Raw genomic sequence first — 13641 nt, 5'->3', positions numbered from 1 at the left:
TATCGTTGCCGGTTGATCAACGCCCGCCGAAGCGTCAGGAGATCCAGGTGGCATCGCTGCTCGAGAAGGCGCTGCGCGTCGGGGAGGGCCGCACGCGGCGCAAGCTGGAGCGGATCGTCAAGACCGTCAACCATCTCGAGGACGACTTCCGGCAGCTCACCGACGACGAGCTGCGGAACGAGACCGCCGAGCTGCGTGAGCGCTACGCGAACGGCGAGACCCTCGACGACCTGCTCCCCGAGGCCTTCGCGGCCGTCCGGGAGGCCGCGAGCCGCACGATCGGCCTCCGGCCGTTCGACGTGCAGGTGATGGGCGGCGCGGCGCTGCACCTCGGCAACATCGCCGAGATGCGCACCGGCGAGGGCAAGACCCTCGTCGCCACGATGCCCGCATACCTGAACGCGATCGCCGCTCGTGGCGTCCACGTCGTCACCGTGAACGACTACCTCGCGTCGTACCAGTCCGAGCTCATGGGCCGCGTCTTCCGCGCCCTCGGCATGACGACCGGCGTGATCCTCTCCGGCCAGACGCCGGAGCAGCGCCGCGAGGAGTACGCGGCCGACATCACCTACGGCACGAACAACGAGTTCGGCTTCGACTACCTGCGCGACAACATGGCGTGGTCGCCCGACGAGCTCGTGCAGCGGGGCCACTACTTCGCGATCGTCGACGAGGTCGACTCGATCCTCATCGACGAGGCCCGCACGCCGCTCATCATCTCCGGTGCCGCGAGCGGCGAGGCGAACCGCTGGTTCGCGGAGTTCGCGACCATCGCGCGCCGCCTGCGGCCCGGGGTCGACTACGAGGTCGACGAGAAGAAGCGCACCGTCGGCGTGCTCGAGCCGGGCATCGAGGTGGTCGAGGACCACCTCGGCATCGACAACCTCTACGAGTCGGCGAACACGCCGCTCATCTCGTTCCTGAACAACGCGATCAAGGCGAAGGCCCTGTTCAAGCGCGACAAGGACTACGTCGTGCTGAACGGCGAGGTGCTCATCGTCGACGAGCACACGGGACGCATCCTCGTGGGCCGCCGCTACAACGAGGGCATCCACCAGGCGATCGAGGCGAAGGAGGGCGTCGAGGTCAAGGCCGAGAACCAGACCTACGCCACTATCACCCTGCAAAACTACTTCCGGCTCTACAAGAAGCTCTCCGGCATGACCGGCACGGCCGAGACCGAGGCGGCCGAGTTCATGTCGACGTACAAGCTCGGCGTGGTCCCGATCCCGACGAACCGGCCGATGCAGCGCGTCGACCAGTCCGACCTCATCTACAAGAACGAGCAGGCGAAGTTCGGGCAGGTCGTCGAGGACATCGCCGAGCGGCACGGGAAGGGCCAGCCGGTGCTCGTCGGCACGACGAGCGTCGAGAAGAGCGAGTACCTCTCGAAGATGCTGTCGCGCAAGGGCGTGCGGCACGAGGTGCTGAACGCGAAGAACCACGCGCGCGAAGCGGCGATCATCGCGCAGGCGGGCCGGGCCGGCTCCGTCACGGTCGCGACGAACATGGCGGGCCGCGGCACCGACATCATGCTCGGCGGCAACGCCGAGTTCCTCGCGGTCGCCGCGATGACGGCCCGTGGGCTCTCGCCGTCCGAGACCCCGGACCAGTACGAGGCCGAGTGGGACGGCGTCTTCGACGCGGTCAAGCGCGAGGTCGCGTCCGAGGCCGAGCAGGTGGTCGCGCTCGGCGGTCTCTACGTGCTCGGCACCGAGCGGCACGAGTCGCGCCGCATCGACAACCAGCTGCGCGGCCGCTCGGGCCGGCAGGGCGACCCGGGCGAGAGCCGGTTCTACCTGTCGCTCACCGACGACCTCATGCGGCTCTTCAACGCGGGTGCCGCCGAGGCGCTCATGGGCCGCTCCGGGGTGCCGGACGACCTCGCGATCGAGTCGAAGGTCGTGTCCCGCGCGATCCGGTCGGCCCAGTCGCAGGTCGAGGCCCGCAACGCGGAGATCCGCAAGAACGTCCTCAAGTACGACGACGTGCTGAACCGTCAGCGCGAGGCGATCTACGCCGACCGGCGCCACATCCTCGAGGGCGACGACATCCACGAGCGCGTGCAGTCGTTCCTCGACTCCGTCATTGAGGCGGTCATCGAGTCGCACACCGGTGAGGGCTCCGGCGAGGACTGGGACTTCGACGCGCTCTGGGCCGAGCTGAGGACGCTGTACCCGATCTCGATCACGATCGAGGAGGTGCTCGCCGAGGCGGGCGGCAGCAAGGGCCGCGTGAACCGCGACTTCATCAAGCGCGAGATCCTCTCCGACGCGAAGCTCGCGTACGCCCGCCGCGAGGAGCAGCTCGGTTCCGCGCCCATGCGCGAGCTCGAGCGGCGCGTCGTGCTGTCGGTCATCGACCGGCGCTGGCGTGACCACCTCTACGAGATGGACTACCTGAAGGACGGCATAGGCCTGCGCGCCATGGCGCAGCGCGACCCGCTCGTCGAGTACCAGCGCGAGGGCTTCGCGCTGTTCCAGACGATGATGGGGCAGATCCGCGAGGAGTGCATCGGGTTCCTCTTCAACCTCGAGGTCGAGGTGAGCCCGGCGTTCGGCGCCGAGCAGCCTCAGGTCGCCGCGAAGGGCCTGGGCGCCGCGCCGGCCCCCGTCGAGACGCTCCGCTTCACCGCGCCGACGGATGACGGCAGCGTCGAGGTGCGCAACCAGCGCGGTCTCCTCGAGCGGGCCGCGACGGCGCAGGCGCAGCTCGCCGCCGCGCAGCAGGCGTACGAGCAGCTCGGTCCCGAGGAGCAGCAGGAGCTCGACGCCGCGCAGCACCAGGCCGGCGGCCGTCCGCAGCCGCAGCGGCCGCCGATGCCGCCGCGCCAGGGCAGCGGTCGCGGCGCCTTCGGGCAGCAGACCGGTGGCGGCGCGCCGCAGAACCGGCAGGAGCGCCGCGCCGCGAACCGCGGGCAGTAGCCGGCGGCGGCCGTCGGCCGCCGCCCCGGATGCAGCACCGCGTGGGTCGGCAGGACGCGGCGCCGTCCTGCGGGCGGGGCGCCTGGGGTCGGTGGGGGAGCGGGTTAGAGGACGTGCAGCGCCGTGGCGCGCCACCGGTGGTCGAGGCCCTCGAGGCGCATCGCGACCGCGCGGGTGCGGGTGCGGCCGTGCAGGATGACGGTCGCCTCGACCACGCCGTCGGCGGGGAACGTGATGCGGGTCGCGGCGAGCCGGTGGACCGGCCGCACCGGTGACTGCTTGCGCGCCGCACGACCGCGGGCGGCGAGCACGACCCGACGGAGCAGGTGCTTGTAGACGTCCTCGGTCATCCAGCGCGCGATCTGCTCGAGGTCGCGCGCGCCCGCGAGCACCTCGAGCACGCTGCACGCGAGGTTCTCGACCAGAGGCTGCGGATCCGGCAGCGCCGACGTGGGCGTCGGCTGCCGGCCGAAGTAGTCGTCCGTGTCGACGGCGGACAGGCGGCCGGCCTCGGCTCGCAGCACGGCGCGGGCAGGCACGGGCGGGGGAAGGGCGGTCACTGCGGTGGCTCCGATGGGTGCGGGAGACGTGCCGCCTGGGTGGGGCGACCAGCACAGGTAACCACGACGTCTCGGCTGACGTCCAGGCGTTCTAACGGATTGGGGATAACTCCGTTCAGGCGACGCTCGGCGCTTGTACGGTGCGGCGATGCGCTGGGACGAGCTGTTCGCCGACCTCGAGGCGCAGCTCGAGGCGGGCCTCGGCGCCGAGGAGCGGGTCGGCGAGGCGGAGGAGGAGCGCCTGCGGCTCGGGCGGCTCTCGCTGCGCGACCGCATCGCCGCCATGGGGCACGGCCGCCGTCCGGTGCGCATCCGCCTCGTCACCGGCGCGCTGCTCGACCTCGCACCGCGCACGCTCGGTCGGGACTGGATCGCCGGCGACCTCGCCGGTGGCGCGCAGGCGATCCTGCCGCTGACCGGCGTCGGCGCCCTGCTTCCCACCGCCGAGCAGATCGGCCTCGAGCCGCCACCTCCGCGGGAGGGCGCGCTCACCGACCGCCTCGGCCTACCCTTCGTGCTCCGCGATCTCGCCCGGCGGCGTCGCACGCTCGAGGTGACGACGCGCAGGGGCGTCCTCACCGGGACGCTCGACCGGGTCGGTCGTGACCACGTCGACCTCGCGGTGCACCCGCTCGACGAGCCGCGCCGCAGCACGTCGGTCGTGCGGCTCGAGGTGCTGCCGCTCACCGAGGTCGTGCTCGTCCGGGTCGACTAGACGCGGAGGGGTGCGTCCCGCTGATCGAACGACGGAGATATCGGTGAGGGCGGCCGCGCGCGGCTGAACTCGAGCCACGACGGTGCAGATCTCCGTCGTTCGGTCAGTGCGTCGGCCGACCCCTCAGGTCGTCGGCCTAGAGCAGGTCGCCCCGCAGCTCGGGGAGGATCTCGTACTCGGCCTGCTTCCAGTGCGCCATGCGGCGCGCCTCCTCGTAGCGGGCCTCGATGAACGCCTCGAGCTCGGCTCGCTCGATGCGCCAGTGCCCCGCCGCACCGATCTTGATCGCCGGCAGCTCACCGCTGCGGACGAGCGCGTAGGCCTGCGACGCGGACACGTTCAGCAGCTGCGCCGTCTCGGCGATGGTGAGGAACCGGCCGACCTGATCGTCGGTCGCGGGTGGGGTCATGCGGCGATCCTGGCATCCGCCGAGTCGCTCCGCCGGGCGACCCCGGCCCCTCTGTGGATAAGTACGGACCCCCTCGCGAGGCTCTCGGTCAGCATGAGCGCCGACCACGGAAGGACCGACATGGCCACGCTCGCCCTCCCCGCCCCGCGGCGGTTCCGCTTCGACGCGCGCATCGCCGTCGGGGTGCTGCTCGTCGCGCTGTCCGCTGCGGGCACGACCGCGCTGGTCGGCGCGCTCGAGCGCACGACCACGGTCTACCGCGCGGCTGAGCCGCTCACCGCGGGCGTGCGCATCACCGCCGACGACCTCGTGCCGACGCCGGTGCGGCTCGGTCAGCAGTCGCCGCTCTACCTCGCCGGCACGTTGCCGCAGGCGGGCTACGTCGTGACGCGCACCGTCGCGCAGGGCGAGCTCGTGCCGCTCTCCGCGCTCGGCTCGGTCTCCGGGGTCGACACGGCCCGCATCGTCGTGCCGCTGTCGACGCGGCTCGCGGGCACGATCGGCGTCGGCACGGTCGTCGACCTCTGGGCCGCCCCGAAGAAGGCGGGCAGCGCCACCGAGTTCGGTGCGCCGGTCGTGCTCGTGAGCGGCGCCACCGTCTCGAAGATCGGCACCCCGAGGTCGGGCATGCTCGCGACGCAGCAGGACAACACCGTCGAGGTGCAGGTGCCGCGCGACGAGGTCGCCGGCGTGCTGCAGGCGGTCGCCGGCGGCGCGCAGCTCTCCGCCGTCGCCGTCGCGGCACCGGTGCAGCGATGACCGAGCTGCTCCTCAGCCTCACCCCGCAGGTGGAGGACCGCCTGCTGCCGCAGCTCGTCGACGCCGGGGTCGCGGTGGCGGCCCGGCCCGCGACGGCGGTCGAGGCGATCGCCGCGCTCGGTCGGCTCGCGGTCGACGGTCTGCTGGCCTCCGCGTCACCGCGGCACCTCGATGCCGCCCTCGTGCAGGCGGTCCGTACCCGCGGGCTGCCGCTCGTCGTGCTCGCCGGCTCGCGTGCCGAGCGCGAGCACGCCCAGGCGCTCGGCCTCGCCGACGTGCTCGACGCGGACGGTCCGCTCGACGCCGCGCTCACCCGGCTCCGGGAGCCGCTGGCGGCCGTCGTCCGGCGCTCGGACCCCGACGAGCCCGAGGGGGCGCCGGTGCGCTCGCGCGGACGGGTGATCAGCGTCTGGGGACCGACCGGGGCGCCCGGACGGACGACCACCGCGATCGCGCTCGCCGCCGAGCTCGCCGCGACCGGTGCCCGGGTCGCGCTCGTCGACGCCGACACGCTCGGTGCCTCGATCGCACCGGCGCTGGGCCTGCTCGACGAGGCGCCCGGCCTCGCTGCCGCCTGCCGGCTCGCCGCCGCGGGGACGCTCTCCGCGACGGAGCTCGACCGCGTGGCGCAGGCGGCGCGGGGGAGCCGAGGCGATTTCGCGGTGCTCACGGGCATCGGCCGACCGGCCCGGTGGCCCGAGCTGTCGCACGACCGCGTGACGAAGGTGCTCGAGCAGTGCCGCGACTGGGCCGACGTCACCGTGGTCGACGCGGGCTTCAACCTCGAGGCCGACGAGGAGATCGTCTCCGACCTGTTCGCCCCTCGGCGCAACGCGGCGACGCTCGCCGCGGTGCAGGCGGCGGACACCGTCGTGGCGGTCGCCGCCGGGGATCCGGTCGGTCTCGCGCGGTTCGTCCGCGCGTACGGCGACCTCGTCGAGACGGTCGACCCGTCGCGCGTGAAGGTGCTCGTCACCAAGGTGCGCGCGAGCGCGGTCGGCCTCGGGGCGGCGAGCCAGATCCGGGCGAGCCTGCTGCGCTTCGGCGGCATCGACGACGTGACGCTCGTGCCCGACGACGCGAAGGCGTGCGACGCGGCGCTGCTCACGGCGCGCCCGCTGCCCGAGGCGGCCCCGCGCTCGGCCGCGACGACGGCGCTCCGCCGCTTCGTCGCCGACGAGCTCGCCGGGCGTGCGGCCCCGGCCGCGCGCCGAGGGCTGCTCCGGCATCCCGCGCTCGCCTGAGCGGACAGATCCGGGCCGCCACCCGCGCAAGAATCGGCGCATGCCGAACCGCGTCCTCGCCGTGCTGCCCGCCCCATCCGTCGCCGACCGCCGCGAGGCGGGGGAGGCGGCCTTCCGGATGGCGGACCCGGACGCCCCGCAGATCGAGGTGCTCGATCTCGGCATCACCCGTGGCGACGGCGTCTTCGAGACGATCAGCGTCGCGGGTCGGCGCGCGCAGGCCGTCGAGCCTCATCTCGCGCGACTGGCGCGCTCCGCGGCGATGCTCGAGATGCCCGAGCCCGACCTCGCCGCCTGGCGGGCCGCGACGTTCGCCGTCGCCGCCGCGCTGCCCGAGGTGCCCGAGGCGTTCGTGAAGCTCGTCTACACGCGCGGCGTCGAGGGCGGCACGCGCACGACCGGCTACGCGTTCGGCGAGGTGTCGCCCGACCACACCGTCTCGCGCACCGAGGGTGTGTCCGTCGTCGTGCTCGACCGCGGCTATCGGCACGACGTGCGCACCACCGCGCCGTGGCTGCTGCAGGGCGCGAAGACGCTCTCGTACGCGGTGAACCGCGCGGCGGTCCGCGAGGCGCACCGCCGCGGTGCCGACGACGTGCTCTTCATCTCCTCCGACGGCTACCTGCTCGAGGGCCCGACCGCGAACCTGCTGCTGCGCCGCGGATCCCGGCTGCTCACGCCCCCGACCGACCTGCCGATCCTCGCGGGCACGACGCAGGCCGACGCGTTCGCGTACGCCGAGCAGCAGGGGCTCGAGGCGGCGTACGAGCCGCTCACCCGCGACGACCTCGACGCGGCGGACGCGCTCTGGCTCGTCTCGAGCGTGCGGCACGCGGCGCCGATCCGGGCCGTGGACGGCGTCGCGCGGCAGATCGACGCGGCCTTCAGCGCAGGACTGAACGAGCACCTCATCGCCCGCCGCGACTGACGGTCCCGACGGGGATGGGCGGAAATCCCGCCCGTAGAATCCTGCGATGCCCACGATGAGCGAGCTGGTCACGGCCCACACGCGGTCGTCGGAGGAGGACCTCAACTGGCTGCACGCGCTGCTCGGTGACCTGCAGCTGCTGGCCGACCTCGCCTTCGCCGACATCGTGCTGTGGACGCCGTCGGCCGACGGCTCGTTCGTGGCGGTGGCGCACGCGCGCCCGTCGAGCGCCGCGACGCTCTTCTACCGCGACTTCGTCGGCCAGATCGTGAAGCCCGACTGGCGGCAGCTCGTCACCGACGCGTTCGAGCGCGGCGAGATCCTCGACTCGTCGGCGCCCGACTGGTTCGAGGAGACGCCGACCCGCGTGCGGGCGGTGCCGGTGTTCCGGCGCACCTCGCCGTCGGCGGTCCCGCAGCAGGTGCTCGGCCCGCTCGCGGTGCTCACCCGGCACACGAACCTCTCCGAGGCGCGCATGCCGAGCCGGCAGGAGCTCACGTTCAACGACTGCGCGAACGACCTCTTCCGCATGATCGCCACGGGCGACTTCCCGCAGCTCACCGCGCCGACCGCCCCGCGCCGTGGTGCGCCACGCGCCTCCGACGGCCTCATCCGCCTGGACGCGGACGGCGTGGCGATCTTCGCGAGCCCGAACGCGCTGTCGGCGTTCAACCGCATCGGGTTCGGCGGCGAGCTCGAGGGGGAGTCACTCGCCGAGGTCGTCACCGATCTCGTGCCCGAGCGGCTCAGCATCGACGAGACGCTGCCGCTCGTCGTCACAGGCAAGGCCCCGTGGCGCAGCGAGATCGAGGCGAAGGGCGTCACCGTCTCGCTCCGCGCGATCCCGGTGAAGCACGACGGCGACCGGGTCGGGGCGATCGTGCTCTGCCGCGAGGTCACGGAGCTGCGGCACCAGGAGCAGGAGCTGCTCACCAAGGACGCGACGATCCGCGAGATCCACCACCGGGTGAAGAACAACCTGCAGACGGTCGCGTCGCTGCTGCGCATCCAGGCGCGGCGGTCCACCTCCGACGAGGCGCGCGAGTCGCTCTCGCAGGCGACGCGGCGGGTCTCGGCGATCGCGCTCGTGCACGACACCCTCTCGCAGGGGCTCACGCAGAGCGTCGACTTCGACGAGGTGTTCGACCGGGTGCTGCTGCTCATCGCCGAGGTCGCCTCGTCGCACGGCACCCGGGTGAAGCCGATGAAGAAGGGCGCGTTCGGCGTGCTGCCGAGCGACTACGCGACGCCGCTCTCGCTCGCGCTCACCGAGCTCGTCACGAATGCGGTGGAGCACGGACTGAAGGACCGCGACGGCACCGTCGTCATCACCGCGCGCCGCTCCGACGAGGGGCTCACGGTGAGCGTGCGGGACAACGGCGTCGGTCTCGCCGAGGGCAAGGTCGGCTCGGGGCTCGGCACGCAGATCATCCGCACGCTCATCGAGGGCGAGCTCGGCGGGATCATCGACTGGCACACCATGTCGGGCCGGGGCACCGAGGTGACCGTGGCAGTGCCGTTCCGGTTCGACCAGGGCTCGGTCGGCGTCCGCTGAACCCGGGGAGCGGTGTCAGTACTCGCTGACATCGTCCCTGGACGTGCGACGGCCCCGCCGGTGCCGATGCACCGCGGGGCCGTCGAAGCGGAGAGGGTCGGTCAGGCCGAGCGACGCGCGCGAGCGGCACGGCGCTTCAGGGCGCGACGCTCGTCCTCGCTGAGGCCGCCCCAGACACCCGAGTCCTGGCTCGTCTCGAGCGCGTACTGCAGGCACTGCTCGGTGACGGAGCAACGTCCGCACACCGACTTGGCTCGGTCGATCTGATCCACTGCCGGACCGGTGTTGCCGATCGGGAAGAACAGCTCGGGGTCAGCGGTGAGGCAGGCTGCTCGATCACGCCAATCCATGCGCGGGCGCTCCTTCATCTTCTCGTTGCCCGGGCGCAGCGCAGTCGTCTGCGGCCCGGAGGTCGTGAGGTCGCTCGGCATTCATTCGGGTGGGTGCCGGAAGATGCTGCTACCGGGCCTGCAAAGGCTCGGCAGGGGGTCAGGGACCTTCCAGCCGGTGCCACCGCGTGCCCACGGCAGTGGGGGCACCGAAACCAACCGGAAACATGCTGGCACACGGTCGTTCACCCTCACAAGGGTGCGATGGTTGGATGTGCCTGTGAGGTCGGACCGCGGAAACCGAGGTTCCTTGACCGTCAAGCAACAGGATCCGCAGCAGCGGCCACCGAGACCGTTGCTCGTCGCTGCGGTGCTCGTCGCCCTGGAATCCCTGGGCACGCTCGTGCTCGCCGTCGTGCTGCTCGTCTCGCTGCTCGGCGCGAAGGCCGGCTCGGTGGACACGGGCAGCAGCATCGCCCTCGCGCTCACCGTGCTCGTGGGCGCGGTGCTGCTCGGCGCGGTCGCCTACGGCCTGTTCCGCGTCGCGAAGTGGGCCCGCCCGGCCGCGCTCGTCTGGCAGCTCGTGCAGCTGCTCGTCGGCTTCGACGCGTTCCAGGGCGCGGGCGCGCGGCCCGACCTCGGCGCGCTGCTGATCGTGCCCGCGGCCGTGGTGCTCGTGCTGCTCTTCACGCCGTCGGTGTCGGCGGTCATGCGACGCGAGCGCTGAGTCGGGTCAGTCGAGGCCGAGCTTCTTGCGGAGGCTCGCGACGTGCCCGGAGGCCTTCACGTTGTAGAGCGGCAGGCGGACGGCCCCGTCCTCGTCGATCACGAACGTGGACCGGATCACGCCGGTGACGGTCTTGCCGTACATCGACTTCTCGCCGTAGGCGCCGTAGGCCTGGTGGACCGTCAGGTCCTGGTCGGAGAGCAGCGGGAAGTTCAGCGCCTCCTGCTCGGCGAACCTCGCGTTCGCGGCCGGCTCGTCCTTCGAGACCCCGATCGCCTGGTAGCCGGCTGCCTGCAGCGAGTTCAGGTTGTCGCGGAAGTCGCAGGCCTCGGTGGTGCAGCCCGGGGTCATGGCCGCGGGGTAGAAGTACAGGACGACCTTGCGTCCGCGGAAGTCGGAGAGCCCGACGGGCGCGCCCGACGAGTCCTGCAGGCGGAAGTCGGGCGCGGTGCTGCCGGCCTCGAGGCGGGTCGTCGTCGTCATGAGTGGCCTCCCGGCGCCATGCTAATCTTGCTCGTCGGCCCGCTTCGAGCGGGCGAACGCGCGCCTCTAGCTCAATTGGCAGAGCAGCTGACTCTTAATCAGCGGGTTCCGGGTTCAAGTCCCGGGGGGCGTACCAGATTCCCTGATCAGCCGAGAGTTGCAGACAGCACGCGGCCAGCCTCGTCGGCGTGTGTCACCGAAAAGTCACCGTTAACGAGCTGCAGCGGCGTGACCGCAACTCCTGCGTCGTGCCGTGACCACGTTGCTGTGAGGCGCCGTGGCCGGTCCTCCGCCGATGTGGAGCTCATGATCTGTCTGGCGTGACGTGGTCGGCGAGTGTCGACCCAACGGGCGCTGGTCGGCCCTGGCCCGGCGTCCAGCCGGGCAGGGTCGGAGAAGGTCGCGGTTCCGCAGCCGACCTTGAACTTCGCTCGCTTTCGAAACAGGAGCAACCCCTTCGCGGCGTTCGCACATGCGGGGCTTCGATAGAAAGGCGGGGCGCACAGCAACGGCGCCAAGTCGCGCGCAATTGCATGGATTCGGAGCGGGTTGGTCCGGTCGGGCTCATGGAGCAGTACTGCAATTTCAGTTCCTTCCGTCGCCTCGCAGCGGCGGCCCGCTCCTCCGTGAAGAAGTCGGGCACTGTCTTGGTTGCTGCCATGCCGAAGTTCTTCTCGTAGACGGCTTGGCCCGACAGGAATTCGGCTCCGCTTCTGCGCAGGGGACAGAGCGCAGCCGTCGGTGAACGTTACTTCGCCCGCGTAACGGCGCTGGCGGCCGGCAGCGGTATTGGCTGGAATGGCGCACGACCGCCGTCGAGACCCCTCGCAAGACCCCTCGCAAGGTGCGTCGTTCGGCGCGAGGGGTCTTGCGAGGGGTCTTGGTGGGTCTCGCCCTGTCCTGGCCTGCCACCTCGGCTGGCGCCGCTCCCGAACCACCCACACACAACTTGAAGTTGTGAGTGGGTGGTTCGGGAGTACAGGTGGCAGGCCAGGACAGGGCAGAACAAGTGGTGTGAGGAGTGAAGGAGGAAGAACGAGAGGTGAAGGAGCAAGGAGGGGTGAAGGGGACCAATCGAGGAGCGGGTGGCAGAGGGACTGAGAGGAGATTCGCGAGGAGGGGAGTGAGAGGAGCCTAGGAGTGTGGAAAACAGACAAGGTCAGGTGAGGTGAGGTGAGGTGAGATGCGGCGGCGAGGCGCGTCGGGCAGGGGAGTTGGGTTCGGAAAGGTCGATTGAGGATCAGCCCGCGATCGATGACCGAAAACGTGCCCAGGACCTTGGAGCGGCAAATCTCGCATCAATCTCACGCCAAGCACGGCGATCGATCTGCTGCGCTCCCGGGCGCTCCATGCTTGTGGAACCAGCCGCCGCAGCATCTGCGTGCTGCCGCATCCAAGCCGCGCGATCCCAACCGCCGAGTGCCACGATCGGCGCATGAGCACCGTTCGCCTGATCGACGCGACCACCGGTGACGCGACGGACGACCTCGAGCTCAGCGTCCGCCTGCTGCGGGCGATGACCCCGGGCTCAACGACCCGCCTGGTTCGCTGGTACCGGCCGCTCGCCACCGCCGCCTTCAGTCGGCGCGAGACGCGTGTGCCGGGCTTCGACGAGGCCGTCTCGGCCGCTGCCGCAGCGGGGTACGTCCCCGCGGTCAGGCCCACCGGGGGTCGTGCCGTCGTTTACGACGCCGCGAGCGCCGTGATCGACCTCGTCGAGCCGATCGATCCCGACGAGGGGCATCGAGCCGTGTACCAGCGCGTCGCGGACGCGGTCGTCGAAGTGCTCCGGGATCTGGGGGCGGATGCAGCCGTGGGGGAGGTGCCGGGGGAGTACTGCCCCGGCGACTTCAGCATCGGTGCGCGCGGGGTCGTCAAACTCGCGGGAATCGCACAGAGGGCGACGCGCGACGGGCGGCTCACCAGCGTCGTGCTCTCCGTCCAGCCGTCCCCACAGGCGCTGGCGCTGCTCACCGAGATCTACGACGACATGGCGTTCGCCTGGGATCCCTCGACGTTCGGCAGCCTCGAGCATGAGCTGGGCACCGAGGTGCCGGCGGACCTTGCAGAGCGCCTCTGCGCCGGCCTCGCTCCGGAGGGGCTCGAGGCCCGCCGCTGGAGCGGGGAGACGTACGACGCCTGAGCGCGTGACGCCCCCCTGACCGCGCTCCGTCGGTCAGGGCCCGCAGTGAGCACGAGGCGTTCGTCGCTCGGCGTCACCAGATGACATGCCCGCCGTCGACCAGCAGGTCGGTGCCTGTGACGAACCGTGCCGCATCGCTCAGCAGAAACGCCACCGCCCCGGCGATGTCGTCGGGCTGCGCATTCCTGCCGAGCGGCGTGTCCGCGGCGTACCCGTTCATCGCGTCGATCTGCTCCGGTCGCTCGGTCATCGGCGTGTAGGTGTAGCCGGGACTGACGCTATTGACGCGCACCCCATGCGGAGCCCACTCCCAGGCGAGGCTCCGGCCGAGCTGCACGACGGCGGCCTTGGCGGCGTTGTAGTGCGCCTGGTGCAGCCCGCGGTTGGCGATCGTGGCCGACATGGACGCGATGTTGACGATCGCGCCACCGCCTCCGCGGATCATCGCCCGCCCCTCCGCCTGTGCGGAGAGGAAGACGCCGGTGAGGTCCACGTCGATCACGCGCTGCCACTGCTCGCGTGGCATGTCCTCCGCGGGTGCGGCGTTCGCGATGCCGGCGGCATTCACCCCGAGCCGAAGTGCACCGAGGTGCTGCTCGATCCGCTCGATCGCAGCCCGTAGACCGGCCTCGTCCGTCACGTCCGCGGGTACGGCAATGGCCCTACCACCCGCCTCCTCGACTGCGGACACGGTCCCGGCGATGCTGCTCGATGGCAGGTCGACGCAGCCGACCGCTGCACCGGACTCCGCGAGCACCATGGCGATCGCTCGGCCGATCCCGCTGCCCGCACCGGTGACCACGGCGGCTGCGCCGTCGAACCCGAATCGAACGCGTTCCATCGTTCCGTCCTCGACTTTCATCCG

General features: G+C 71.6%; 13 protein-coding genes and 1 tRNA gene. 9 read left to right on the top strand and 5 right to left on the bottom strand.

Annotated elements, in window-relative coordinates; all coding sequences use genetic code 11:
• Nucleotides 1–47: 47 nt before the first annotated feature.
• Entirely contained in the window at nucleotides 48–2924 is a 2877-nt protein-coding gene (gene secA, locus QDR37_RS03210) for a preprotein translocase subunit SecA (RefSeq protein WP_279712111.1), read from the top strand.
• A gap of 104 nt (nucleotides 2925–3028) precedes the next feature.
• On the opposite strand, the gene QDR37_RS03205 is transcribed toward secA, so the two are convergent.
• On the bottom strand, nucleotides 3029–3484 hold the full coding sequence (locus tag QDR37_RS03205; protein WP_279712110.1) for an Rv3235 family protein: 456 nt from the start codon (nucleotides 3482–3484) through the stop codon (nucleotides 3029–3031).
• Nucleotides 3485–3632: 148 nt separating this feature from the next.
• Between QDR37_RS03205 and QDR37_RS03200 the strand changes: the two genes are divergently transcribed.
• On the top strand, nucleotides 3633–4199 hold the full coding sequence (locus QDR37_RS03200) for a hypothetical protein (protein WP_279712109.1): 567 nt from the start codon (nucleotides 3633–3635) through the stop codon (nucleotides 4197–4199).
• Nucleotides 4200–4335: 136 nt separating this feature from the next.
• Here QDR37_RS03200 and QDR37_RS03195 read toward each other — a convergent pair whose 3' ends face one another.
• On the bottom strand, nucleotides 4336–4608 hold the full coding sequence (locus tag QDR37_RS03195) for a helix-turn-helix domain-containing protein (RefSeq protein ID WP_279712108.1): 273 nt from the start codon (nucleotides 4606–4608) through the stop codon (nucleotides 4336–4338).
• A gap of 120 nt (nucleotides 4609–4728) precedes the next feature.
• Here QDR37_RS03195 and QDR37_RS03190 point away from each other — a divergent pair, with 120 nt between their 5' ends.
• From QDR37_RS03190 to QDR37_RS03175, 4 genes are read left to right on the top strand one after another with little or no spacing between them, the layout of a single operon-like run.
• The gene (locus QDR37_RS03190) at nucleotides 4729–5367 is read left to right on the top strand and encodes a hypothetical protein (RefSeq protein ID WP_279712107.1); all 639 of its coding nucleotides are present in this window, start codon (nucleotides 4729–4731) and stop codon (nucleotides 5365–5367) included.
• Nucleotides 5364–6611 (top strand): P-loop NTPase, encoded by a 1248-nt coding sequence (locus QDR37_RS03185; RefSeq protein ID WP_279712106.1) that lies wholly within the window; start codon nucleotides 5364–5366, stop codon nucleotides 6609–6611. The genes QDR37_RS03190 and QDR37_RS03185 overlap by 4 nt, the downstream gene beginning before the upstream one ends.
• A gap of 40 nt (nucleotides 6612–6651) precedes the next feature.
• Nucleotides 6652–7539 carry an aminotransferase class IV gene (locus QDR37_RS03180; protein WP_279712105.1) on the top strand — a complete coding sequence of 296 codons (888 nt, stop codon included), beginning with the start codon at nucleotides 6652–6654 and terminating at the stop codon, nucleotides 7537–7539.
• 46 nt (nucleotides 7540–7585) lie between these two features.
• Nucleotides 7586–9094 (top strand): PAS domain-containing sensor histidine kinase, encoded by a 1509-nt coding sequence (locus tag QDR37_RS03175; protein ID WP_279712104.1) that lies wholly within the window; start codon nucleotides 7586–7588, stop codon nucleotides 9092–9094.
• A gap of 101 nt (nucleotides 9095–9195) precedes the next feature.
• On the opposite strand, the gene QDR37_RS03170 is transcribed toward QDR37_RS03175, so the two are convergent.
• Nucleotides 9196–9444 carry a WhiB family transcriptional regulator gene (locus QDR37_RS03170; protein WP_279713545.1) on the bottom strand — a complete coding sequence of 83 codons (249 nt, stop codon included), beginning with the start codon at nucleotides 9442–9444 and terminating at the stop codon, nucleotides 9196–9198.
• Nucleotides 9445–9733: 289 nt separating this feature from the next.
• On the opposite strand from QDR37_RS03170, the gene QDR37_RS03165 reads away from it, so the two are divergent.
• On the top strand, nucleotides 9734–10150 hold the full coding sequence (locus QDR37_RS03165) for a hypothetical protein (RefSeq protein WP_279712103.1): 417 nt from the start codon (nucleotides 9734–9736) through the stop codon (nucleotides 10148–10150).
• A gap of 6 nt (nucleotides 10151–10156) precedes the next feature.
• On the opposite strand, the gene bcp is transcribed toward QDR37_RS03165, so the two are convergent.
• Nucleotides 10157–10633, bottom strand: a complete 477-nt coding sequence (gene bcp, locus QDR37_RS03160; RefSeq protein ID WP_279712102.1) for a thioredoxin-dependent thiol peroxidase — start codon at nucleotides 10631–10633, stop codon at nucleotides 10157–10159.
• A 60-nt stretch (nucleotides 10634–10693) separates the two neighbouring features.
• Between bcp and QDR37_RS03155 the strand changes: the two genes are divergently transcribed.
• Nucleotides 10694–10769 (top strand) — tRNA-Lys (locus tag QDR37_RS03155).
• A 1299-nt stretch (nucleotides 10770–12068) separates the two neighbouring features.
• The gene (locus QDR37_RS03150; protein ID WP_279712101.1) at nucleotides 12069–12776 is read left to right on the top strand and encodes a lipoate--protein ligase family protein; all 708 of its coding nucleotides are present in this window, start codon (nucleotides 12069–12071) and stop codon (nucleotides 12774–12776) included.
• Between the two features lie 73 nt (nucleotides 12777–12849).
• Here the strand turns inward: QDR37_RS03150 and QDR37_RS03145 are convergent, their stop codons facing one another.
• Nucleotides 12850–13638, bottom strand: coding sequence for an SDR family oxidoreductase (locus tag QDR37_RS03145; RefSeq protein WP_279712100.1), 789 nt, complete (start codon nucleotides 13636–13638; stop codon nucleotides 12850–12852).
• Nucleotides 13639–13641 lie beyond the last annotated feature (3 nt).

The sequence above is a fragment of the Amnibacterium sp. CER49 genome, assembly GCF_029846255.1.
In the GTDB taxonomy this organism is placed as follows: domain Bacteria; phylum Actinomycetota; class Actinomycetes; order Actinomycetales; family Microbacteriaceae; genus Amnibacterium.
The sequence above is the reverse complement of the archived record's forward strand: the minus strand, read 5'-3'. Positions and strand labels throughout refer to the sequence as shown.